This window comes from Streptomyces sp. cmx-4-9 (assembly GCF_046548835.1).
Taxonomy (GTDB): Bacteria; Actinomycetota; Actinomycetes; order Streptomycetales; family Streptomycetaceae; genus Streptomyces.
Map to the genome: position 1 here is coordinate 449,225 of NZ_JAEBEE010000008.1, position 22,285 is coordinate 471,509.

A 22,285-nucleotide genomic window follows, 5' to 3' on the forward strand; every position below is an offset into this window, starting at 1 on the left:
CCGCCGGAACCGGAGAGAAGAAGGATCATGCGCGTCGAGATCTGGAGCGACATCGCCTGCCCGTGGTGCTACATCGGCAAGGCCCGTTTCACCCAGGGCCTGTCCGCGTTCGCGCACCGCGACGAGGTGGAGGTCGTCTTCCGGTCCTTCGAGCTCGACCCGGACGCCCCCCGCACCTCCCCGGTGCCCGTTGTGGAGATGCTCGCGGCGAAGTACGGCCGCACCCTCGACGAGGCGCGCGGCATGGAGGAGCACGTCGCCGGCAGCGCCCGCGCCGAAGGGCTGCCCTACCGCACCGAGGGGCGCGACCACGGCAACACCTTCGACATCCACCGCCTGCTGCACCTGGCGGCCGCCCGCGGCCGCCAGGAGCACCTGCTCGACCTCGCCTACCGGGCCAACTTCGGCGAGGAGCGCTCCGTCTTCGACCCCGAGGTGCTGATCGCCCTCGCCGTCGAGGCCGGCCTGGACGAGGCGGAGGCCCGCACCGTCCTCGCCGACGGCTCCGCCTATGCCGCCGAGGTCCGGGCGGACGAGCAGGAGGCCGCCGAGCTCGGGGCCCGCGCCGTGCCGTTCTTCGTCCTCGACCGCCGCTACGGGATCTCCGGCGGCCAGCCCGCCGAGGTGTTCACCCGGGCCCTGGAACAGGCGTGGGCCGGCCGCGAGCCCGTGGAGCAGTCGGCGGCCGGGGCCTGCGGGAGCGACGGGGCGTGCGCGGTACCGCAGTCCTGAACCAGCCGGGTCCGGCCCGCGGTCCGTGGACTGCGGGCCGTTCCTGCAGCAGAGTGGACGGCATGGATCTCTCCCTCATCGACGCGGTCCGTGCGGAGTTCACGCATGCCACCACCTACCTCAACACCGCGACGGCGGGGCTCCTGCCGCGTTCCGCCGTCGCGGCCGTACGGGAGCTGGCCGAGGCCGCCGGCGCCGGAGTCCCCGCCGGGCACGGCGACTTCGACCGCGTGGACCGGGTCCGGGCGGCCTACGCCCGGCTGGTCGGGGTGGACGTGCAGCGGGTGGCCCTCGGCTCCGCGGTGGCCACGCACGTGGGGCTCGTCGCGGCCGCCCTGCCCCCCGGCGCCGAAGTCCTGTGCCCTGAGGGGGATTTCGCCTCGGTGATCAACCCGTTCGTGGTCCGCGGCGACCTCAAGGTCCGCTTCGTCCCGCTGGAGGCCGTGGCCGAGGGCGTCGGACCCGGTACCGCCCTGGTCGCGCTGAGCGCCGTACAGTCCGCCGACGGACGCCTCGCGGACCTCGCCGCGGTGCGCGCCGCGACGCTCCGGTACGGGGCGCGGATGCTGGTGGACGTGACCCAGGCGGCGGGCTGGCTGCCCTTCGACGCCTCGCCCTACGACTACACGGTCGCCGCGGGGTACAAGTGGCTCCTCGGCTCCCGCGGAGCCTCCTACCTGACCGTCTCGGAGGAGGCCCAGGAAGGCCTGACCCCGCTGCACGCCGGCTGGGTGGCCGCGGAGGTGCCGCATGAGGCCACCTACGGGCCGATGGTGCAACTGGCGCGCGGGGCAAGGAGGTTCGACGAGTCGCCGGCCTTCCTCCCGTACTACGCGGCCGAGGCCTCGCTGGCCCTGCTGGAACGGATCGGCATCGGGGCGGTGCACGCCCACGGCACCGCCCTCGCCGCCCGCTACCGGGCGGGGCTGGCCCGCCTGGGCCACGAGCCCGTGCCCGGTGGGTCGCCGATCGTCGCCGTACCGGGTCTGGCGGGGCGCCAGCCCGCCCTGCTGGAGGCGGGGATCGCCACGGCCGCCCGCGCCGGCGCCCTGCGGGCCTCGTTCCACCTCTACACCACCGAGGCGGACGTCGACCGCCTGCTGGACGCCCTCGCCGGCTGACCCCACCCCGCCAGGGCGCCCGCCACCCGACCCACCCGCCCCGCCCGGGGCACCGCCGATGCCCCGGACGCCGCCGGCCCCGGACGCCGCCAGGCCCGGACGCCGCCAGGCCCGGACGCCGCCAGGCCCGGGGGCCTCGGTCGCCCCGGGCGCCCCGGTCGGCCCGGGCGCCGCCGGGCCGGGACGCCGCTAGGCCCGGGCGCCGCGAGGCCCGGACGCCCGCCGGACGGCCCGGCTCGCCGGCTGAGCCCGCCCCGCCAGGGCGCCCGCCGCCGGCCCATCCGCCCCGCCCCGGGCGCCTCGGTCGGCCCGGACGCCGCCGGGCCGGGACGCCGCTAGGCCCGGGCGCCGCCAGGCCCGGACGCCCGCCGGACGGCCCGGCTCGCCGGCTGAACCCGCCCCCCGCCACCCGACCCACCCGCCCCGCCCGGGGCACCGCCGATCGCCCGGGCGCCTCGGTCGGCCCGGGCGCCGCCGGGCTCGGGCGCCCGCTGGTCGGCTCGGCTCGCCGGCTGAGCCCGCCCCGCCAGGGGGCCCGCCGGCCGGCCCGTCCGCCCCGCCCCGGGCGCCGCCTGGCCCGGGCGCCTCGGGCGCCTCGGGCGGCCCGGACGCCGCCGGGCCCGGGCGCCCGCCGGTCGGCTCGGCTCGCCGGCTGACCACACCCCGCCAGGGCGCCCGCCACCCGACCCACCCGCCCCGCCCAGGGCACCGCCGATCGCCCGGGCGCCTCGGTCGGCCCGGACGCCGCCGGGCCCGGGCGTCTCCGTCGGCCCGGGCGCCTCGGTCGGCCCGGGCGCCGCCAGGCCCGGACGCCCGCCGGACGGCCCGGCTCGCCGGCTGAGCCCGCTTCGCCAGGGCGCCCGCCGGCCGGCCCATCCGCCCCGCCCAGGGCACCGCCGATCGCCCCGGTCGCCCCGGGCGCCCCGGTCGGCCCGGTCGGCCCGGGCGCCGCCGGGCCGGGACGCCGCTAGGCCCGGGCGCCGCCAGGCCCGGGCGCCGCCGGGCGCGGGCGTTGGCGTGGGCGGCGCCGTCAGCTCAGGGTGTCCGCCCAGGCGGACTCCGCCGCGGCCAGGGCCGCCTCGGTTTCTCCGGCGGGCACGGCCAGTGCCGCGGCCAGGGCCCGCAGGCAGTCCTGGACCACGCCGAGGGCCGCCGCGGAGCCGTAGTGGTTGACCCGGACCATCTCCCCGGCCAGCGCCCCGCCCCCGGCCGCCAGGGGCACGGACGGGTCGGCGGCCAGCGCCTCGGCCGCGACCAGCGAGGCCTTCGGTACGCGCAGGGTGGTGGCCACCGGGGCGGCCTCCGCCACCCGGCCCACGTACGGGGCGAGGCCCAGCGCCTGCGCGCCCGCCCGGGTCGCCGCCGCGGCGGCCGCGTGGCGGGCCAGCACCGACGCCGGCCCCTCGGCGGCGATCCGGTCCAGGCAGGCCTCCAGGGCGAGCATCTCCAGCTGCGCCGGGGCGTGCAGCAGCGTGGTGCGTCCGCCGTCGATCCAGCGCTCCTTCCAGTCCAGCAGGGACAGGTAGGAGCGCCGCGGAGCCGCCGGGTTCGCGGCGAACCGCTCCCACGCGCGCGCGGAGACCGACACCGCCGACACCCCGGCAGGGCCGCCCATCGCCTTCTGCGCGCCGATCACGCACAGGTCCACGCCCCACGCGTCCGGCAGCAGCGGCTCGGCCGCCACCGAGGCCACCGCGTCCAGCATGAACAGGGCGCCGTGCTCCCGTACGACGTCGCCGATGGCGGCGACCGGGTTGGTGTTGCCGGTGGCGGCCTCCGCGTGGACCAGCGAGACGAAGTCGATCTGCGGGTGCGCGGCCAGGGCGCCGGCCACCTGATCGGCCGTCACCGCCGTGTCGAAGGGGACCTGGAGGTCCACCACGGCCGCCCCGCAGTCCCGCAGCCAGTTGCCGAACGTGGTCCCGTAGGGCCCGGTGACCACGTTCAGGGCCGTCGAACCGGGCCGTGCGCCCGAGCGGATGCAGCCCTCCAGCGGGAGCAGGGCCTCGCCCTGGGTGATGACCACGTCCTGGCGGGTGGACAGCAGGCCCGCCACCCCCCGCTCGATCGACGCGAAACGCTCCGCGGTGAGGGGCGGGAGGTCAAGGAAGGGGTGGGTCACGGTGGTGCTCTCTTCGTCCGGGGCTACCCGCAGAGCCTACCGAGCACGCCCGTACAGTGCGGCCATGAGCGATCTGAGCGACGGGAACGGCGCGGCCGGCGCAGGCGGCCCGGCCGGCGGGCGCGGCGTACTGCACGTGAAGGGGCGGGTGCTGGTCGGGCCCGACGAGGTCCGCGACGAGCTCTGGGTGGTCGGGGGCCGGATCTCCTACGCGCGCCCGCCGGGCGCCCGGGACATCACCACGGTGGCGGGCTGGGTGCTGCCCGGCCTGGTCGACGCGCACTGCCACGTGGGGCTGGACGCGCACGGACCGGTCGACGCCGGGACGGCCGAACGGCAGGCCCTCGCCGACCGCGACGCCGGCACCCTGCTGATCCGCGATGCGGGATCCCCCTCCGACACCCGCTGGATCGACGGGCGCGACGACCTGCCGAAGATCATCCGGGCGGGCCGGCACATCGCCCGGACCCGCCGCTACATCCGCAACTACGCCCACGAGATCGAGCCCGCCGAACTGGTCGCCCACGTGGCCCGCGAGGCCGTGCGCGGCGACGGCTGGGTGAAGCTCGTCGGGGACTGGATCGACCGCAGGATCGGCGACCTCGCCCCCTGCTGGCCGCGCACCGAGGTGGAGGCCGCCATCGCCGAGGCGCACCGCCTGGGCGCCCGGGTCACCGCGCACTGCTTCGCGGAGGACTCGCTGCGCGACCTGGTCGAAGCGGGCATCGACTGCATCGAGCACGCCACCGGCCTCACCGAGGACACCATCCCGCTCTTCGCGGAGCGCGGGGTCGCGATCGTCCCGACCCTGGTGAACATCGCGACGTTCCCGAAGATGGCGGCGGGCGGGGAGGCGAAGTTCCCGCGCTGGTCCGCCCACATGCGTCGGCTCCACGAGCGGCGCCACGACACCGTCCGCGCGGCCCGCGACGCGGGCATCGCCGTGTACGTGGGCACCGACGCGGGCGGTTCCCTGCCGCACGGCCTGGTCGCCGCCGAGGTCGCGGAGCTGGTGAAGGCCGGGTTCCCCCCGCTGGAGGCCCTGTCGGCGACGACCTGGGCGGCCCGCGCCTGGCTGGGCCGGCCGGGACTCACCGAGGGGGCCCCGGCCGACCTGGTGGTCTACGGCAGCGACCCGCGGGCGGACGTGCGGACGCTCGCGCAGCCGCTGCGCGTCGTCGTGAACGGTGTGGTGCGGGCCTGAGGCCGCCCGCGTGAGGCCGCCGGGCGGCGGACGGCAGGAGGGCGCCGGCCCGGGTCCGCCGGCCTGGACCCCTTCGGCCTGGCCCGAGTTGACGCCACGGTGACATCGGGGCCCGCCGGTCGTTGTGCATGCCCGTGTCGGGGACGGACGGAGGCAGCAGGGAACTCGCGTTCCTCGTGAGGCGCGGTGATTCGAATATGTGCATGGAAACCACCCTTACGGGTGAACTCACGCCGGGTGGACCCCCGTTCACTCTCAGTGCGTAAAGATTCCCGGGTCCGGACCGTCGGCGCTCGCGATGTCCCCCATCGGCGGGGCGACGGCACCCATCTCCCCGGGGGTTCCACCATCTTGAACAGCAACACCTTCCGCATGCCCGCGGCCGCCCTGCTCGCCACGGGGGCGGTCGCCCTGCTCACGGCTCCGCCCGCCTTCGCCACGGGAGGCGGCGGCGCCGGCAGCGAGGGCAGGGCCGGCGCCGTCGTCCTGCGCACCGGCCTGGACGTGGGCCTGCTCAACAAGACCGTGCACGTCCCGCTGAAGACCACCCTCAACGAGGTCAGCGCACCGGCGACCGCCGAGAAGACGGCGCTGACCGTCACCCTGGACGGGGTCGAGAACGGCACGCCGGTCCACGTCCTGAAAGCCGATGCGGCCACCTCCAAGGCCACCGCGGACCGCAGCCGGGCCCAGGCGGAGGCCAACCTGGTCAAGGCCCGGGTGCACGTGCCCGGTCTGCCCGCGCTCTCCCTGGTGGAGGTGGAGAAGGTCACCTCCAAGGCCGTCTGCGAGGCCGGCAAGAAGCCGGTGGCCACCTCGAACGTCCTGGGGACGGTGACCGCGCTGGGCAAGAAGGTCACCCTGTCGGCGGGCGGTCCCACCCGGCTCGACGTCCCGGGCGTCGGCCAGGTCACCCTGGAGCTGTCCGGTACGCAGACCACGTCCACCACGGCCGCGGCGGCGGCCCTGCGGCTGAAGGTGTCGCTGAATCCGCTCAACCTGAACGTGGCGCAGGTCGAGGGCGAGGTCGTGCTCGCGGAGGCCACCTGCGAAACCCCGTCGGGCCCGGCGCCCAGCGGGCCGGCGAAGCCGGGCGTCGCACCGCAGACGGTGGCCGGGTCGCCCGGCGGGGCCGGTGCGGGCGCCCCCGCGGCCGCCAACCTGGCCGAGACGGGCGGCGGTTCGCTGACCCCCTACGTCACCGGCGGGGCCCTGCTCCTGCTCGGGATCGGCGCGGGCGCCCTGGTCGTGACCCGGCGCAGCAAGGCGTAGCCGCCGCCATCCCCTGCGCACCGGGGCGGGGGCGGCCGGTCAGCGGTCCGCGTGCACCAGGCCCTGGGCAGCGGCCCCGCGGGACATCACGGCCTCGGTGACCTGCCGGTCGATGCGGGCGTACGCGGACCTCCGGGCCTGGGGGAGGGCGCCGTCCGAGGCGGCGCAGGACGCGCAGACGACGCGGAAGGGCGGCCCCGTCTCCGACTGCTGCGTGAGGTATTCGGCCTTCACCACCTCCCAGCGGCCCGGGTGGGCAGCCGCCGGGGCGAAGGTGAAGCGGGGGACGGAGGACTGGTTGCCGCGCAGCTTGTCGGCGGGGACGAAGCTGGCGATCTGGTCGCCCATGCCGAAGACCACCCAGGTGCCGTTGACCTTCTCGTAAGGCTGCGGCACGTGGTTGTGCGTCCCGATGACCAGGTCGATGTCGGGGAGCCCGTCCGCCGAGCGGGAGGCGGTCAGCGCCTGCGCCAGCTCGCGCTGCTGCTGGTCCGGGGCGGTCTGCCACTCGGTTCCCCAGTGGATGCTGAGGACCACCACGTTCGCGCCGCCCGCCCGGGCGGCGCGGGCGTCGGCGATGATCCGGTCCCGGTCGACCAGGTTCACCGCCCACGGCTTGTCCGGGGGGAGCGGGATGCCGTTGGTCCCGTAGGTGTACGAGAGCTGGGCGACCTGCGCGCCGCCCGCCGACATCCGAGCGGGTGCCTGCGCCTCCTGCGCGCTGCGGGCGGACCCGACGTGCGCGAGACCGACCCGGTCCAGGTGGTCGAGGGTGCGGGCGAGGCCGTCGTAGCCGTCGTCGAGGGTGTGGTTGGAGGCGGTGGAGCAGCTGTCGTACCCGGCGTCGCGCAGGGCGTCGGCCAGCTGGTGGGGGGCCTTGAAGGCGGGATAGCCGGTGTAGGGGCCGCCGGGGCGCCCGTACGGTATCTCGTGGTGGCATATCGCCAGGTCGGCGGCGGACACCAGGGGTTTGACCCCCGCGAGTATCTTCCTGAAGTCGTACTCCCCGGCCTTCCCGGCGTCCTGCGCGGCCTGCTGGACGATCGAGGGGTACGGGATGACGTCCCCGGTCGCCACCAGGGTGAACGGCTTCCCGGCGGGCGCGGCCCCGGCCGCGTCCGGCCGGTCGGTCCCCGCCGCCCCCGGCTTCGCGCCCAGCCGCTGCTCCGCGACGGGGACGCCGTGCTCCAGCAGCTTCGGCAGGGCGAGGATCCCCCCGGCCACCAGGGCCACCGAGGCCACTGCGGCGCCTGTCCTGACGGATGGCTTCATTTCCCCGACCCCCGGTACGACGTGCCCGTGTGCGGGGGCCGTCCGCGGGCCCCCGCCGACCCGCCATCGTAGGCGCCCGTCCGGGCGAACCGGCGGGCGCCTACCGGGCGGTGAGGGCGAGGGCGTGGTCCAGGGCCTGCAGGAGGCGGCCCGTGGTGCCGCGGTCGCGCACCGCCAGGCGCAGCCAGGTGGGGTCCAGGCCCGGGAAGGTGTCCCCGCGGCGGACCGCGAAGCCCAGGGCGCGCAGCCGGGTGCGCACCTCGGCGGCGGCCGCGACCTGGATCAGGACGAAGGGGCCCTGCGCGGTCCCCGCCACCCGCACCTCCTCGAACTCCGCGAGCCCGGCCAGCAGGTGCTCCCGGTCCAGCGCGATCCGCCGGGCGGCCAGCTCCGCCTCGGCCAGCGCGGCCGGGGCCACGCAGGCCTCGGCGGCCACCAGCGCCGGGGTCGACACCGGCCACAGCGGCTGGGCCGCCGCCAGCTTCGCGATCACCGCGGGTTCGGCCAGCACGTAGCCGATCCGCAGCCCCGCCAGCCCCCAGGTCTTCGTCAGGCTCCGCAGGACCACCAGCCCCGGCAGGTCGGTGCGGCCGGCCAGCGCCTCCCGTTCGCCCGGTACCGCGTCCATGAAGGCCTCGTCCACCACCAGGATGCGGCCAGGGCGGGCCAGCGCGGCGAGGTCGGCCGCCGGGTGCAGGACGGAGGTCGGGTTGGTCGGGTTGCCGACCACCACCAGGTCCGCCTCCTCGGGCACCGCCGCCGGGTCCAGCCGGAAGCCGTCCTCCGCCCGCAGCACCACCCGGTCCACCCGGTGCCCCGCGTCCCGCAGCGCCGCCTCGGGCTCGGTGAACTGCGGGTGCACCACCACCGGATGCACGGCGCCCAGGGCCCGCGCGATCAGGACGAAGGCCTCCGCGGCCCCGGCGGTCAGCAGCACCCGCCCGACCGGCAGCCCGTGCCGCGCGGCCACCGCCGCCCGGGCGGCGCGCCCGTCGGGGTAGGCGGCCAGGTCCGCCAGGCTGTCCGCGATCCGCTGCCGGAGCCAGGCCGGGGGCGTGTCCGCCCGTACGTTGACCGCGAGGTCGACCAGGCCGGCGCCCGCGTCCACGACCTCCGCGTCCCCGTGGTGGCGCAGATCGTGCGCGGCCACCGTGGCCACCGCGCAGGTCGCCGCGAGCGAGCGCCGCTTGGGCACCAGCAGCTCCCCGCCCCCGGCCAGGGCGGCCGCCTCGGCCACCGAGGCCGTGCCGGCGGCCTCGTGCACGCCCTCGGAGGGGTGCGGCACCGTGATCGCGGCCAGTTCCGCCGCGGGATAGCTGAGCAACGGCACGCCGAAACGTTTCGCCGCTGCCATGATCCCGGCCTCGCCCGCCTTGGCCTCCACCGTCGCCAAGGCGGTCACCGAGTCCGGGGCCAGCCCGGCGCCCTGCAGCGTCTCCTCGACCAGGGCGCAGACCTCCGCCACGGAAACCCCCGCGCGTCCGCCCACCCCGACCACCAGCCGCGTCCCGTACTCACCCACCGGGAGTCCTCCCTCCGTCGTCACCGTCACCGGCCGGTCGTCAACACTGTGCATGCCGCCACCCGCGCGCGGACGTGCACGCGGGCCGCGGAGTCGGTATCCAGGGGCACATGGCCGTGATCGTGGCGCTGGGCGCGTTCCTGATGACCCTGGCGGGCGGATGGACGGCGCAGCGCGTCACCGACCGCCGCCACCTCGTGCTGGGCCTGGCCGGCGGGCTGATGCTCGGCGTCGTCGGCCTCGACCTGCTCCCCGAGGCCCTGCACGCCGCGGGCGACGAGGTGTTCGGGGTCCCGCTGGCCCTGCTGCTGTTCGTGTCCGGGTTCCTCGTCGCGCACGTGGCGGAACGCATGCTCGCCGTGCGCCAGGCCGCGCACGGGGCCGAGGACGGCGCCCGCGCCCCGCAGGTCGGCCTGGCCGCGGCCGCCGCGATGGTCGGCCACAGCCTCGCCGACGGCGTGGCCCTGGGCGCGGCCTTCCAGGTGGGCGGCGGCATGGGCGTCGCCGTGGCGCTGGCCGTCATCACCCACGACTTCGCCGACGGGTTCAACACGTACACGCTGACCAGCCTGTACGGCAATGCCCGCCGCAAGGCCCTGATGATGCTGTTCGCGGACGCGCTCGCCCCGGTCGTGGGCGCGGCGTCCACTCTGCTGTTCACCCTTCCGGAGGAACCGCTCGGAGCGTATCTGGGCTTCTTCGGCGGGGTCCTGCTCTACCTGGCCGCCGCCGAGATCCTCCCCGAGGCGCACCACGAACACCCGGCCCTGTCCACGCTGATGTGCACGGTGGGCGGGGTGGCCGGGATCTGGCTGGTGGTGGGCATCGCCGACTGATCTCACGGCCGGGCCGCCGCCGTCTCCACGAACCGGCGGGCCACCGACGGCTCCGCCGCCCAGTGCGTGTGCAGATAGCTCGCGTGCACGCCCTGCCGTACGAAGCCCTCCACGCGCCGCTCCGGATGCACGAAGCCCCAGGCCGGCGCGGCCCCGGCGGCCGGCTCGACGACCGTCCGGTGGAACTCGTGCCCGCGCAGCCGGGTGCCGGCCACCGCGAGCGCGCTGTCCGACACCGCCACCGCCTCGCGGTAGCCCAGCGTGAGCCGCTCCGACATCCGCGCCTCGGCGTCCAGGACCCCGCACATCGGCTTCCCGTCCAGCGAGCGGGCCAGGTACAGCAGCCCGGCGCACTCGGCGGCCACCGGGCCGCCGTCCGCGGCGAACGCCGCGACCGCCTTGCGCAGCGGGTCGTTCGCGGACAGCTCGGGCGCGTACACCTCGGGGAACCCGCCGCCGATCACCAGTCCGCGGGTGCCCTCCGGCAGGGCCTCGTCGCGCAGCGGATCGAAGGTGACCACCTGCGCGCCCGCCGCGGCCAGCAGCTCCGCGTGCTCGGCGTACGAGAACGTGAAGGCGGCCCCGCCCGCGACGGCGACGACCGGCCGGGACCGCCCGGCCCGGCCCTGCGCCTCCCGGGGGCCGCCGAGGGCGGCCTGCGCCGACCACGGCGCACAGTCGAGCGGCGGAGCGGTACGGGCCAGCGCCAGCAGGGCCTCCAGGTCGCACCCGGCCCGGACCTGCTCCGCCAGGGCCGCCACGGCGTCCAGGGCGTCGGCCCGCCGCTCGGCGACCGGGACCAGACCCAGGTGCCGTGAGGGCGCGGCGACCTGCGGAGCCCGCCGCAGGACGCCGAGCACCGGCATCCCGGCCTCCTCCAGCGCCTCGCGCAGCATCGCCTCGTGCCGGTCGGAGCCCACCTTGTTCAAGATCACGCCGCCGAGGCGCACCTGCGGGTCGAAGGAGGCGAAGCCGTGCACCAGCGCGGCCACCGAACGCGACTGCGAGGAGGCGTCGACGACCAGCACCACCGGAGCCCGCAGCAACTTCGCGACGTGCGCGGTCGAGGCGAGCTCGCCCCGCCCGGCGGCGCCGTCGTAGAGCCCCATCACCCCCTCGACCACGGCCAGGTCGCAGCCCGCCGCGCCGTGCGCGAAGAGCGGGCCGACCAGCTCCGGACCGCACATGAAGGCGTCCAGGTTGCGGCCCGGGCGGCCGGTGGCCAGCGCGTGGTAGCCCGGGTCGATGTAGTCGGGCCCGGCCTTGTGCGGGGACACGGCGAGGCCGCGCTCCGCGAAGGCCGCCATCAGGCCCGTGGCCACGGTGGTCTTGCCGCTCCCGGAGGACGGGGCGGCGACGACCAGCCGCGGCAGGGTGAGCGAGGTCACCACTCGATGCCCCTCTGGCCCTTCTGGCCGGCGTCCATCGGGTGCTTGACCTTGGTCATCTCGGTGACCAGGTCCGCGAACTCCACCAGTTTGTCGGGAGCGTTGCGCCCGGTGATCACCACGTGCTGGGTGCCGGGGCGCTCGCGCAGCACCTCGACGACCTCGTCCACGTCGATCCAGCCCCAGTGCATCGGGTACGCGAACTCGTCCAGCACGTACAGCCGGTGGGTCTCGGCGGCCAGGTCGCGCTTGACCTGCTCCCAGCCCTCCTTGGCCGCCTGCTCGTTGTCGAGCTGGGCGTCCCGCTGGACCCAGGACCAGCCCTCGCCCATCTTGTGCCAGACGACGCTGCCGCCCTCGCCGGAGGCGCCGAGCACCTTCAGCGCGTTCTCCTCGCCGACCTTCCACTTCGCCGACTTGACGAACTGGAACACCCCGATCGGCCAGCCCTGGTTCCAGGCGCGCAGCGCCAGCCCGAAGGCCGCCGTCGACTTGCCCTTGCCGGGACCGGTGTGGACGAAGACGAGCGGGCGGTTGCGGCGCTGGCGCGTCGTGAGTCCGTCGTCCGGAACGACGGACGGCTGTCCCTGCGGCATTACGCGGCCCTCCTGGGGGTGCTGAGCGGAGCGGGAGATGTCACTGAGGTACGTACGTTCTTCACGAGCCCGGCCAGCGAGTCGGCCCGCAGCCCGTCGAGCGTGACGGCAGGCCCGCCGAGGTCGGCGGCGAGCACCCCGGCCAGCCCCAGCCGGACCGGCCCGGACTCGCAGTCCACCACCACCGAGGTGACCCCCTCCGAGGCCAGCAGCCGGGCACTGCGCGCCGAGAGGGCGCGCGGATCCCCGCCGAGGGTCCCGGCCGAGGTGGCCCGGCCGTCGGTGACCACCACCAGCAGCGGGCGCCGGCTCGGGTCCCGAAGCCGCTCGACGCGCAGCACCTCGCGGGCCTTCAGCAGTCCGGCGGCCAGCGGGGTGCGGCCGCCGGTCGGCAGCTGCTCCAGCCGGGACGCGGCCGCGTCCACGGAGGAGGTGGGCGGCAGCGCCAGCTCGGCGCCGGCCCCCCGGAAGGTGACCAGACCGACCTTGTCGCGGCGCTGGTAGGCGTCCAGCAGCAGGGACAGCACGGCCCCCTTGACGGCGCTCATGCGCTGCCGGGCGGCCATGGAGCCGGAGGCGTCCACGAGGAACAGCACGAGGTTGCCCTCGCGGCCCTCCCGGGTCGCCTGCCGCAGGTCGCCCGAGCGCACGACCAGGCCGCGCCCGCTGCGCCCGCGGACCATCTGGTGCGGGGCGGCCGCGTGCACGGTGGCCGCCAGGTGCAGCTTCGTCAACTGCCCGCGGGGGCGCTGGGCGCCGGTGGTGCGGCCGTGCGCGGTGCGGGCGCGCGAGCGCCGCCCGGCCGCGCCCTCGCCGAGGCCCGGCACGCTCAGCACCTTGGTCCGGAACGGCGCGGCGGCCCGTACGGCGGCCTGCTCGGGCCCGGTGCCCCCCGCGCCCTGCGCGGAGGGCTGCGGCTCGGGAGCCTGCGGAGCCTCCTCCGGTCCGGCCTGCCGCCCGTCCTCGGGGGCGTCGGCGCCGTCCCGCTGCGGGGGAGTCCCACCGGGGCCGCCGCCGGGCCCGCCCTCCGGCGGGCCGCCCTCGGGGCCGCCGTCGCCGGGGCCCTCCGGCTCCGGGTCCGGCCGGGGGTCCGGGTCGGGCTCCGGCTCCTCGTCGGGGAAGCCGTCCAGGATGCGGTCGAGGAGGTCCTCGTCCAGGCCCGGCGCGTCGAAGGGGTTGCGGCGCCGCCGGTGGGGGAGCGCCAGCAGCGCGGCCTGCCGCACGTCCGCCTTGACCACCTCGGTCCGTCCGGCCCAGGCGGCCAGTGCGGTCGCCGTCCGGGCCATCACGATGTCCGCCCGCATCCCGTCGACCTCGAAGCCCGCGCAGGCCGCCGCGATCTGCAGCAGCGCGCCGTCCCCGAGCCGGACCTGCGGCAGCAGCGCCCGCGCCGCCACCACCCGGGCCCGCACGGCGCGTTCCTCCTCGGCCCAGCGGCCCGCGAAGGCGGCCGGGTCGTCCTCGTAGGCGAGCCGGCGGCGCACCACCTCGACCCGCTGGGCGGGCTCGCGGGAGGCGGCGACCTCCACGGTCAGCCCGAACCGGTCCAGGAGCTGCGGGCGCAGCTCGCCCTCCTCCGGGTTCATCGTCCCGACGAGCAGGAAGCGGGCCGCGTGGCGCACCGACACGCCCTCGCGCTCGACGTACGAGGAGCCCATCGCTGCGGCGTCCAGGAGCAGGTCGACCAGGTGGTCGTGGAGCAGGTTGACCTCGTCGACGTACAGGATCCCGCGGTGGGCGTCGGCCAGCAGGCCCGGCTCGAAGGACTTCACGCCCTCCGCCAGGGCCCGTTCGATGTCGAGGGCGCCGACCAGGCGGTCCTCGGAGGCGCCCACCGGCAGCTCCACCATCCGGGCCGGCCGCCCGGTGCCGGGGCCGGCCTCGTGCGGGCCGTCCGGGCAGGCCGGGTCCGGCGCGCCCGGGGCGCAGGAGAAGCGGCAGCCGGGGACGACGTCCACCTGCGGCAGCAGCGCCGACAGCGCACGCACGGCGGTGGACTTCGCGGTCCCCTTCTCGCCGCGCACGAGCACACCGCCGACCGCCGGGCTCACGGCGTTCAGCAGCAGCGCGAGCCGCAGGTCGCCCTGGCCGACGACAGCGGTGAAGGGGAAGGGTGTGCTGCTCATGAACCGATCACTCCTTCGAGGGGCGGGTGCTGGCGCACCCGCCTCCGCGGTTCGACTGTGGAAAAAGTGCCGTGTGCATCCCGCCCGTGCGGGGGTGTTCCCGCGGAAGCCGCGCTCACGCGCCGGCCGCCCCCGCGCTCCCCGCCCGGGCGGGGGCGCGCTCCCGCGGACCGGCCGTCCGACCGGGCCGCGCCTGCCCGGCGCGCCGGGACCGGCCCGGTCACGGGGCGCCCGGCGGCAGGAAGGGCAGACCCGCCGGGGCCCCGCCCTCGATCAGCCGCAGCAGGGCGCCGGTGTCGGCGTGCTCCTCGACCAGGTCGCCCAGCAGGTCCAACTGCTCCTCGCGCAGCACCCCGAAGGAGGTGTCGGGCGCCGGGACGAAGCGCCGTCCGGCCGCCGCGGCCACCTCGCGCAGGAACGCCCGGCGGAAGCCGTCCGACTCCAGGGAGCCGTGCCAGTGCGTGCCCCAGACCGCGCCGACCCGGCATCCGTCCAGGAACGGTTCGCCGTCCAGCACTTCGGCCACGCCGTGGTGGATCTCGTACCCCGCGACCTCCTCGCCCAGGGCCGAACCCACCGGCCGGGCCAGGGTCTTGTCCACCGCGAAGCGGACGCGCACGGGCAGCAGTCCGAGACCGGCCACGGAGCCGGCCTTCGACTCGACCTCGTCCTCGATGTGCCCGCCCAGCAGTTGGAAGCCGCCGCAGATGCCGAGCACCGGGCGTCCTTCGGCCGCCCGCCGCAGCAGCGCGTCCGCGAGACCGCGTTCGCGCAGCCAGGCCAGGGCCTTCACTGTCCCGCGCGTGCCCGGTACGACGACCAGGTCCGCGTCGGCCAGCTCCTCGGCACGGTCCACGAACCGCACCACGACCCCCGGTTCGGCCGCGAGCGCGTCGACGTCGGTGAAGTTCGACATCAGCGGGACCGCGCACACCGCGACCCGCAGCACGTCCTCGCCGACCGGCGGGGCCACCACCGACTCGCGCACGGCCCCGCGCAGCGAGACCCGCAGCCCGTCCTCCTCGTCGATGCCCAGCCCGTGCCGGAAGGGCAGCACCCCGTAGGTGGCCCGGCCCGTCAGGCCGCGCAGCATCTCCATCCCCGGCTCCAGCAGCGAGACGTCACCGCGGAACTTGTTGACCAGGTACCCGGCGATCAGCGACTGGTCCTCGGGCGAGAGCAGCGCCGTCGTCCCGAAGAAGGACGCGAAGACCCCGCCCCGGTCGATGTCCCCGACCACGACCACCGGGAAGCGCGCGGCCCGCGCGATGCCCATGTTCACGATGTCGGTCCGGCGCAGGTTGATCTCGGCCGGACTGCCCGCCCCTTCGCAGATCACGGCGTCATACGTGCCCCGCAGCTGGTCGAGGCAGTCCGTGACGATGCCGAGGAGCTGCTCCTGCCGCCCCCCGTGGTAGCCGCGGGCGCTCATCTCGCCCACCGGCCTGCCCAGCAGCACCACCTGGCTGCTGCGGTCGCTGCCGGGCTTCAGCAGCACCGGGTTCATCAGTGCGGTCGGCTCCACGCGGGCGGCCTGCGCCTGCATGGCCTGGGCGCGCCCGATCTCGGCGCCCTCCCGCGTCACGAACGAGTTCAGCGACATGTTCTGCGCCTTGAACGGCGCCACCTTCACGCCGCTCCGGGCCAGCCAGCGGCAGATGCCCGCCGTGACCACGCTCTTGCCCGCGTCCGACGTGGTCCCGGCGACGAGCAGTCCGCCGCCGCGCTTCGCGCCGCTCATCCGCGCCGCCCCTTCCTCGTGCCCGTACGGGAGACCAGCAGCCGGACCGCCGCGCAGGCCCCCAGTGCCAGCCAGGTCACCTGCCGCGACAGCCGCACCGCGCGTTCGATGTCCGCGACCTCCACCGGCCGCCCCGCCCCGCCGTTGAGCACCGCCCGGTGCTCGACCCGCCCGCCGTAGGCGAGGGTGCCGCCCAGCCGTACGCCGAGCGCACCGGCGAAGGAGGCCTCCACGGGACCGGCGTTCGGGCTGGGGTGCCGTGCGGCGTCCGCCCGCCAGGCCCGTACGGCACCCGCCCGGTCGGGTCCGGCCACGACCGCCGCGAGGGCGGTCAGCCGGGCGCCGGGCCAGCCGGCCAGGTCGTCGAGCCGGGCGGAGGCCCAGCCGTAGCGCAGGTGGCGGGGCGTCTTGTGGCCGACCATCGCGTCCAGGGTGTTCACCGCGCGGAAGGCGAGCAGGCCGGGGACCCCGGCGACGGCTCCCCAGACCAGAGCCCCCACCACGGCGTCGGAGGTGTTCTCCGCGACGGACTCCACGACGGCCCGGGCCATCTGCTGCTCGTCCAGGGCCTGCGGATCGCGTCCGCACAGGTGCGGCAGCCGCTCCCGGGCCACCTCGGCGTCCCCGGCGGCGAGGGCGCCGCCGATGGCGCGGGCCTCCCGCCCGAGCGAGGTGCCCCCCACCACGGCCCAGGTCGCGGCGGCGGTCAGGGCCACGCGGGCCGCCGGGGGCCGGCTGCGCACGGCGCGCGAGCCCAGCAGGCCCACGGCGGCGGCGCCCCCGGCGCATATCAGGGTGTGCAGGGCGCCGCGGGCGCGGTCGTCGCGCCACAGGGCGCGTTCGACGGCGGCGGCGGCTCGTCCGAAGGCGGCCACGGGATGGCCCCGGCGCGGATCCCCGAGGATCCGGTCGCCGATCAGGCCCGCCGTGGCGCCGTACGCGAAGACGCGGTCGGCACGCATGGTGCAGGTATGTCCTCACTCAGGGTCCGCGCCCTGGTTCGACGTGACCGGCGGCGAGAGTTCCTGGCTCCCGGGGACCGCAGCGCGCGCTCCCCGGTGACAGTGGCGGGACCGCGCCGGATTCGCACCGGACTTCCTCTCCATGCCGCCGTAATGGCCCGGGCAGTCCACCACGCGGCGCGAATGCCGTCAACTCGCCGTTGACCTGCGGCGGCGTACGCGAAGGCTCCCTCCGGGAAGATCCCGGAGGGAGCCTTGGCACCCGCCCGCCGCAGCGCGGCCGGTCAGGCGACGATCAGGTAGATCCCGTACCCCACGGCCGCCGCGACGAGCGCGAAGCAGACGTAGGCGCCGCTGCGGGCCAGGGTGGCGGCGCCGCCCTGCTCGGCCTGGGCCTCGTGCTTGGACAGGCCCACCAGGCCCAGGGTGAACAGGGCCACGAGGGCGACGGTGGCGGAGAGGCTGACTCCGAAGACGGAGCCGAGTGCTGCCCAGTCGATCTTCATGCGCGGATACCTCTGTCGTTCTCGGGGTCAGACCGCTGCGGCGGAGGACGCCGGGGTCGCCGGGGCCGCCGTCGCGGCCGGGATGGTGGCCCGCAGGTCCTCGTCGGCCGAGGCGGCGGCGGCTGCGGTCGGCGGGACGGTGACGGCGGCCATGGCCGTGGTGACGACGCCCGCGTCCTCGGTGGCGGCCGGCGGGACGTCGTTCACGTTGTGGTGGTCGACGACCTGGCGGCGGGAGACGACCCAGATGGCGAAGCAGGACGCGACCAGGAAGACCGCGACGGCGGCGACGCCGACGTCGCCGGTGCGCATGACCAGTTCGGCACCGGCGGCGACGAGGGCGGCGGCCGGCAGGGTCAGGCCCCAGGCGATGAACATGCGGCTGGCGGTGGACCAGCGGACCACACCGCCCTTGCGTCCCAGGCCCGAGCCCATCACGGCGCCGGAGCACGCGTGGGTGGTGGAGAGGGAGAAGCCGAGGGTGGAGGAGGCCAGGATGACGCTCGCGGCCGAGGTCTGGGCGGCGAAGCCCTGCTGCGGCTGGAGGTCGGTCAGGCCCGAGCCCATGGTGCGGATGATGCGCCAGCCGCCGAGGTAGGTGCCCATCGCGATGGCCATGCCGGCGGAGACGATGACCCAGACCGGCGGGTTGGCACCGGCCGGCAGGGCGTTCCCGGCGACGAGCGCCAGGGTGATGATGCCCATCGTCTTCTGCGCGTCGTTGGTGCCGTGCGCGAGGGAGACCAGGCCGGCGGAGGCGATCTGGCCGGCGCGGTAGCCCTTGGCCGAGGTCTTCTCGCCGACCTGGCGGCCCAGCCGGTACGTGACCTTGGTGGCGAGCATGGCGGCCACACCGGCCACGATCGGCGCGGCGATCGCGGGGATCAGGACCTTGGTGACCACCACGCTGCCGTTGACGGCGCCGATGCCGGCGGAAGCGACCGCGGCACCGATCAGGCCGCCCATCAGGGCGTGGGAGGAGCTGGAGGGCAGGCCGACCAGCCAGGTGACGAGGTTCCAGAGGATCGCTCCGACCAGGGCGGCGAAGATCACCTCTGGCTGGATGCCTTCCTCGTTGACGAGGCCCTTGGAGATCGTCTTGGCGACCTCCACGGACATGAACGCGCCGACGAGGTTGAGCACGGCGGACATGGCCACCGCCGTCTTGGGCTTGAGGGCGCCGGTCGAGATGGTGGTGGCCATCGCGTTGGCCGTGTCGTGGAAACCGTTCGTGAAGTCGAACACGAGAGCGGTGATGATCACGATCCCGAGGAGAAGCGTTATGTGCTCCATTTACCCAGGCTTCTGTGTGACGTCAGTGGCTCGGCGACCGTAGGCAACCTGGATGAACGGAAGATGAACTGACACGGGCCGATCGGTGTACTGGGCTCCCGGTCAATCGGGACCTTCGTCCCGATTCTGCCGCAGATCTGGCGATTAATGCACGTCAAAGCCGGGTGAACGGTCCCTTCCGTACGGGGCGCCCGGTCTCCCCGGCCCCGGCCCCGGGCCCGGAAAGAGACGCGGATCACTCCCCGCCCGCACCGGGTGGAACGGCGCCCTCCGGTGGCCCGCCGGAGCCCCCGCCCCGACACTGGAGCCGTGCGTACCGCCACAGCGACGGCAGCGGCCGTCCTCACCGCCCTCGTGGGTGCCGGCGCCGCCGCGGTCGCGGCCGGCCGGTACGCCGCCGACGCCGCCCTGCGGCCCGAACCCGGCAGGCCCCTGCCCGGCAGCCACCGCCTCAGCGTCCACGCCGCCGGGGACGGCCGGGTCACCCTGACCCGCTCGCTCGGCTCCCTGCGGCCCGGGGTCCACGGCCTGGACGCCCCGGGGGTGCACGCCGCCGTCGGACCCGTCCTCACCGACGCCCCGCACGGGCCCGACACCGTCGTGCGCAGCCTGCTCTCCGTCAGCCACGGCAGCCTCGACCCCGGCACCCGCGTCACCCTCACGCCCCAGGTGCACCTCGGCAACCCGCGCACCGCCCTCGGGCTCGACCACGCCGACGTGGACGTGCCCGGGGAGCTCGGTGCCCTGCCCGCCTGGTTCGTGCCCGCGGCCCGGGACACCTGGGTGATCACCGTGCACGGGCTCGGCGCCACCCGCGAGCACCCGATGGTCGTCATGCCCTTCCTGCACCGCCACCGGCTGCCCGTCCTCGACCTGGCCTACCGGGGCGACCTCGGCGCCCCCGCCTCCCCGGACCGCCTCGGTCACCTCGGCGAGTCCGAGTGGCGGGACCTGGACGCCGCCATCCGCTACGCCCTGCGGTACGGCGCCCGGCGCGTGATCCTCCACGGCTGGTCCACCGGCGCCACCATGGCCCTGCACGCCGCCGAGCGCTCGGCGCTCGCCGGCCGGATCGCCGGGCTGGTCCTCGACTCGCCCGTGCTCGACTGGCACGCCACCCTGCGCGGGCTCGCCGCGGCCCGCCGGACCCCGGCCGCCGTCCTGCCGCTCGCCGTGCGCGCCGCCGAGGGCCGGGCCGGGCTGCGCGCCGACCGGCGGCCCCCGGGCGCCGACCCGGCCGGCCTGCGGATGCCCGTCCTGATCGTGCACGGCCCCGACGACACGCTCGCCCCCTGGGAGCCCTCCCGCCGGCTCGCCGCCGCCCGACCCGACCTCGTCACCCTGCACACCGTGCGCGGAGCCGGGCACGGCGCGATGTGGAACGCCGACCCCGACGGGTACGAGGAGGCCCTGCGCCGCTTCCTCACCCCCCTCATGTGAAGACCCGTCACCGGTGAAGGCCCGTCACCGGTGAAGGCGGTGTGCCGGACCGGGGGCGGGCGGGCGGCTTGTCCAGGTCTGTGACCCCTCCGCCGGCAGAAGCCGCCGGTTCCGTTTGGGCTTTCGGCCAGTGACGGGCGAGACTGCTTCCGTGACGTCCCGAAAGCCTGATGAGCAGTTGGCTCGCGACTCCAGACTCCGACTCGTCTCCCCGCGTTCCGTAGCGGCGGCCCGCAAGGCGGTGACCGACCGGCGTACCAGGACGGCCCCGCGGCCTCCGGCCGGCACGCCCGCCACGGCGGACCTCGCGAACCGGGCCCGGGCCTCGCTGGCCGACGCCGTACGCCTGACCCGCTGGGCCGAGCGCAACCTCGGCGCCGGGGACGGGGGCCGCCCCGCACCGGCGGGCGCCCTGCCCGCCGCCGACGTCGAACGGGCCGCGGAGGAACTCCGCCTGACGCACGGCCAGATCCGGGTCGGCTGGGACCGCGCCCGCCTCGCCGGACTCGTCGAGGTGCACGGCGGCCACGCCCGGCCCGGCTGGCGGCTGCGCGCCTGGGACCGCGACGACACCGCGGTCCTGCGCGGCTGGGTCGCCCTCTTCGACGCCTGGTCGCTGGTCCACCCGGCGCCCGCGGACATCGCGCCCGCGGTCGTCGCCGAGGTGGTCGAGGCCATGCCCCAGCTGCTGTCCCTGCTCCAGCTGTCGGCCGGCCCCGTGACCGTCCCCGACCTGCTGGACCTGCTCGGGCAGCGGGTCACCGAACTGCGCGACGAACGCTGCGAGGTGCCCTACGAAGGCCTCCCGCAGCAGGAGGCCCGCCCCACCGCCGAGGCCCCGCAGGCCGCGGCTGCCGCGCAGCCGGCGTCCGGCGCCCCGGCCGGTCCCGCCGCGCCCCCCGTACCCCTGGCCCGGCTGCTGCGCTGGGCACTCGGCGGACTCGCCGCCGTGGACGCCGTCACCCTCGGCCCCGCGCAGGCCGCACTCACCCCGCTCGGCAGCTGGGCCGTGTGGGTCAAGCTCGAGCAGATCTGCGTCGCCGCGCAGAGCCCCGCGGGGAACATCGAGCAGTCCGCCGCCGCCATGCTGCACGGCTGCGCCCGGCTGACTCCCGGCCCGGCCCGCGCCGAGTACCGGGCCTGGCTCGCCGCCCGGCCCGTCGGCCACGCCGTCAGCGAGCTGCTGCACGCCGCCCGGGGCGAGGACGCACTGCTGCGCGGCCTGGCCTTCGAAGCCCTCCGCGTCGTGGGCGCCCCCGCCGAGCCCGAGGTGCGCGCCGCCGTGCGCGAACCCACCCTGCGCCCCTACGCCCTGCTGTGGCTCGCCGAGCACGACGGGGTCGACCCCGACGAGGCCCAGGAGGTCCTCACCGCGGAGGAGTCGACCTGGCTCTGGGTGGACACCGCGGCCGCCATCGCCGACCACGGCGAAGCCGAGCTGCTGGCCCGCCATCTGGACTCCGCCGTCCGCACCACCGTCCCCCGGCTGCTGGACGAGGTACGGGCGGTCGGGCACCCGCGCACCGTGCAGGTCCTGGTCGCGCTGGCCGCCGCCCACCCGGACCCGGCCCTGGCCAAGGCGGTCCGCCGGGCCGCCTTCCAGGTCCACACCGGCGGGGTCTGAACCACCCGCGGGCGCCCCGGCGGCCGGGGCGCCCGCGGCGAGGTCCGGCCCCGGGGCCGGGCGCGCCCCTACTGGCCCTGCGGGGCGTACGTCCCGAAGCTCCAGATGTTGCCCTCGCCGTCCCGGGCCATGTAGTCGCGGGAGCCGTACTCCTGGTCGGCGGGCGCCATCAGGATCTCCACGCCGTGCTCGACGGCCCTGCGGTGGTGGGCGTCCACGTCGTCGACCACCACGTAGACCCCCGCCGGGCCGGCGCCCTCCATGGCCTGGTCGAAGAGCCCGCCCCGGCCCTTGCTGCCGAGCATCACCGCGCCGTCGCCGTACCACAGCTCGGCGTGCATGACCGTGCCGTCTTCCCCTTCGTAGACGGCGGACCGGGTGAAGCCGAACGCCTCCGTCAGCAGCTTGATCGCCGCCGCCGCATCGCGGTAGAGCAGGGTCGGACAGATGGACGGAACGCCTGCCATGGCCATCACTCCTTCTCGTGCCGGTGCCGTGCCTGTGGCCCACGGCACAGCATGGCAGCCG

Annotated in this window: 18 protein-coding genes and 1 riboswitch; of the genes, 7 read left to right on the plus strand and 11 right to left on the minus strand. The window is 76.4% G+C overall.

Features of this window, described 5'->3' with window-relative positions; genetic code table 11:
- Positions 1-27: 27 nt before the first annotated feature.
- The gene (locus tag ACLJTM_RS26210; RefSeq protein WP_411106170.1) at positions 28-732 is read left to right on the plus strand and encodes a DsbA family oxidoreductase; all 705 of its coding nucleotides are present in this window, start codon (positions 28-30) and stop codon (positions 730-732) included.
- Between the two features lie 62 nt (positions 733-794).
- On the plus strand, positions 795-1,853 hold the full coding sequence (locus ACLJTM_RS26215) for an aminotransferase class V-fold PLP-dependent enzyme (RefSeq protein ID WP_411106171.1): 1,059 nt from the start codon (positions 795-797) through the stop codon (positions 1,851-1,853).
- Between the two features lie 1,030 nt (positions 1,854-2,883).
- On the opposite strand, the gene ACLJTM_RS26220 is transcribed toward ACLJTM_RS26215, so the two are convergent.
- Positions 2,884-3,975 carry an aminotransferase class V-fold PLP-dependent enzyme gene (locus ACLJTM_RS26220; protein WP_411106172.1) on the minus strand — a complete coding sequence of 364 codons (1,092 nt, stop codon included), beginning with the start codon at positions 3,973-3,975 and terminating at the stop codon, positions 2,884-2,886.
- A gap of 64 nt (positions 3,976-4,039) precedes the next feature.
- Here ACLJTM_RS26220 and ACLJTM_RS26225 point away from each other — a divergent pair, with 64 nt between their 5' ends.
- Both ACLJTM_RS26225 and ACLJTM_RS26230 read left to right on the plus strand, forming a co-directional pair.
- The gene (locus ACLJTM_RS26225; protein ID WP_411106173.1) at positions 4,040-5,179 is read left to right on the plus strand and encodes an amidohydrolase family protein; all 1,140 of its coding nucleotides are present in this window, start codon (positions 4,040-4,042) and stop codon (positions 5,177-5,179) included.
- A 351-nt stretch (positions 5,180-5,530) separates the two neighbouring features.
- Complete coding sequence (locus tag ACLJTM_RS26230) at positions 5,531-6,451, plus strand: SCO1860 family LAETG-anchored protein (protein WP_411106174.1); 921 nt, start codon at positions 5,531-5,533, stop codon at positions 6,449-6,451.
- A 39-nt stretch (positions 6,452-6,490) separates the two neighbouring features.
- Here the strand turns inward: ACLJTM_RS26230 and ACLJTM_RS26235 are convergent, their stop codons facing one another.
- Both ACLJTM_RS26235 and cobC read right to left on the minus strand, forming a co-directional pair.
- Positions 6,491-7,723, minus strand: coding sequence for a CapA family protein (locus ACLJTM_RS26235; RefSeq protein WP_411106175.1), 1,233 nt, complete (start codon positions 7,721-7,723; stop codon positions 6,491-6,493).
- 100 nt (positions 7,724-7,823) lie between these two features.
- Complete coding sequence (gene cobC / locus ACLJTM_RS26240; protein WP_411106176.1) at positions 7,824-9,299, minus strand: Rv2231c family pyridoxal phosphate-dependent protein CobC; 1,476 nt, start codon at positions 9,297-9,299, stop codon at positions 7,824-7,826.
- Between the two features lie 56 nt (positions 9,300-9,355).
- Between cobC and ACLJTM_RS26245 the strand changes: the two genes are divergently transcribed.
- A complete protein-coding gene (locus ACLJTM_RS26245; protein WP_411106177.1) occupies positions 9,356-10,081 on the plus strand; it encodes a ZIP family metal transporter in 726 nt (241 codons plus the stop codon).
- 2 nt (positions 10,082-10,083) lie between these two features.
- Here ACLJTM_RS26245 and ACLJTM_RS26250 read toward each other — a convergent pair whose 3' ends face one another.
- The 7 genes from ACLJTM_RS26250 to ACLJTM_RS26280 all read right to left on the minus strand — a co-directional run bounded on the left by ACLJTM_RS26250 (position 10,084) and on the right by ACLJTM_RS26280 (position 18,693).
- Positions 10,084-11,472: a cobyrinate a,c-diamide synthase gene (locus tag ACLJTM_RS26250; protein ID WP_411106178.1), complete on the minus strand. Its 1,389-nt coding sequence runs from the start codon at positions 11,470-11,472 to the stop codon at positions 10,084-10,086.
- A complete protein-coding gene (cobO, locus tag ACLJTM_RS26255; protein ID WP_411106179.1) occupies positions 11,466-12,065 on the minus strand; it encodes a cob(I)yrinic acid a,c-diamide adenosyltransferase in 600 nt (199 codons plus the stop codon). Before cobO ends, ACLJTM_RS26250 begins: the two co-directional genes overlap by 7 nt.
- Positions 12,065-14,191 carry a putative cobaltochelatase gene (locus tag ACLJTM_RS26260; RefSeq protein WP_411106180.1) on the minus strand — a complete coding sequence of 709 codons (2,127 nt, stop codon included), beginning with the start codon at positions 14,189-14,191 and terminating at the stop codon, positions 12,065-12,067. The genes cobO and ACLJTM_RS26260 overlap by 1 nt, the downstream gene beginning before the upstream one ends.
- 220 nt (positions 14,192-14,411) lie before the next feature.
- Positions 14,412-15,932, minus strand: coding sequence for a cobyric acid synthase (locus ACLJTM_RS26265; protein WP_411106181.1), 1,521 nt, complete (start codon positions 15,930-15,932; stop codon positions 14,412-14,414).
- Positions 15,929-16,894: a cobalamin biosynthesis protein gene (locus tag ACLJTM_RS26270; RefSeq protein ID WP_411106182.1), complete on the minus strand. Its 966-nt coding sequence runs from the start codon at positions 16,892-16,894 to the stop codon at positions 15,929-15,931. Before ACLJTM_RS26270 ends, ACLJTM_RS26265 begins: the two co-directional genes overlap by 4 nt.
- A gap of 57 nt (positions 16,895-16,951) precedes the next feature.
- Positions 16,952-17,034: riboswitch (cobalamin riboswitch) on the minus strand.
- Positions 17,035-17,178: 144 nt separating this feature from the next.
- Positions 17,179-17,400 (minus strand): hypothetical protein, encoded by a 222-nt coding sequence (locus ACLJTM_RS26275; RefSeq protein ID WP_411106183.1) that lies wholly within the window; start codon positions 17,398-17,400, stop codon positions 17,179-17,181.
- A 27-nt stretch (positions 17,401-17,427) separates the two neighbouring features.
- Positions 17,428-18,693 (minus strand): anion permease, encoded by a 1,266-nt coding sequence (locus ACLJTM_RS26280; RefSeq protein ID WP_411106184.1) that lies wholly within the window; start codon positions 18,691-18,693, stop codon positions 17,428-17,430.
- Between the two features lie 309 nt (positions 18,694-19,002).
- Here ACLJTM_RS26280 and ACLJTM_RS26285 point away from each other — a divergent pair, with 309 nt between their 5' ends.
- Both ACLJTM_RS26285 and ACLJTM_RS26290 read left to right on the plus strand, forming a co-directional pair.
- Positions 19,003-20,133, plus strand: coding sequence for an alpha/beta hydrolase (locus tag ACLJTM_RS26285; protein WP_411106185.1), 1,131 nt, complete (start codon positions 19,003-19,005; stop codon positions 20,131-20,133).
- Positions 20,134-20,284: 151 nt separating this feature from the next.
- Positions 20,285-21,757 (plus strand): hypothetical protein, encoded by a 1,473-nt coding sequence (locus ACLJTM_RS26290; protein WP_411106186.1) that lies wholly within the window; start codon positions 20,285-20,287, stop codon positions 21,755-21,757.
- A gap of 68 nt (positions 21,758-21,825) precedes the next feature.
- Here the strand turns inward: ACLJTM_RS26290 and ACLJTM_RS26295 are convergent, their stop codons facing one another.
- A complete protein-coding gene (locus tag ACLJTM_RS26295) occupies positions 21,826-22,224 on the minus strand; it encodes a VOC family protein (RefSeq protein WP_411106187.1) in 399 nt (132 codons plus the stop codon).
- Positions 22,225-22,285 lie beyond the last annotated feature (61 nt).

What these genes read in the sequence shown, in the direction of transcription:
- ACLJTM_RS26210 (WP_411106170.1), top strand. Translation starts at nt 28, where the DNA reads ATGCGCGTCGAGATCTGGAGCGACATCGCCTGCCCGTGGTGCTACATC.
- ACLJTM_RS26215 (WP_411106171.1), top strand. Translation starts at nt 795, where the DNA reads ATGGATCTCTCCCTCATCGACGCGGTCCGTGCGGAGTTCACGCATGCC.
- ACLJTM_RS26225 (WP_411106173.1), top strand. Translation starts at nt 4,040, where the DNA reads ATGAGCGATCTGAGCGACGGGAACGGCGCGGCCGGCGCAGGCGGCCCG.
- ACLJTM_RS26235 (WP_411106175.1), bottom strand. Translation starts at nt 7,723, where the DNA reads ATGAAGCCATCCGTCAGGACAGGCGCCGCAGTGGCCTCGGTGGCCCTG.
- cobC (WP_411106176.1), bottom strand. Translation starts at nt 9,299, where the DNA reads ATGCACAGTGTTGACGACCGGCCGGTGACGGTGACGACGGAGGGAGGA.
- ACLJTM_RS26245 (WP_411106177.1), top strand. Translation starts at nt 9,356, where the DNA reads ATGGCCGTGATCGTGGCGCTGGGCGCGTTCCTGATGACCCTGGCGGGC.
- cobO (WP_411106179.1), bottom strand. Translation starts at nt 12,065, where the DNA reads ATGCCGCAGGGACAGCCGTCCGTCGTTCCGGACGACGGACTCACGACG.
- ACLJTM_RS26260 (WP_411106180.1), bottom strand. Translation starts at nt 14,191, where the DNA reads ATGAGCAGCACACCCTTCCCCTTCACCGCTGTCGTCGGCCAGGGCGAC.
- ACLJTM_RS26265 (WP_411106181.1), bottom strand. Translation starts at nt 15,932, where the DNA reads ATGAGCGGCGCGAAGCGCGGCGGCGGACTGCTCGTCGCCGGGACCACG.
- ACLJTM_RS26270 (WP_411106182.1), bottom strand. Translation starts at nt 16,894, where the DNA reads ATGCGTGCCGACCGCGTCTTCGCGTACGGCGCCACGGCGGGCCTGATC.
- ACLJTM_RS26275 (WP_411106183.1), bottom strand. Translation starts at nt 17,400, where the DNA reads ATGAAGATCGACTGGGCAGCACTCGGCTCCGTCTTCGGAGTCAGCCTC.
- ACLJTM_RS26280 (WP_411106184.1), bottom strand. Translation starts at nt 18,693, where the DNA reads ATGGAGCACATAACGCTTCTCCTCGGGATCGTGATCATCACCGCTCTC.
- ACLJTM_RS26295 (WP_411106187.1), bottom strand. Translation starts at nt 22,224, where the DNA reads ATGGCAGGCGTTCCGTCCATCTGTCCGACCCTGCTCTACCGCGATGCG.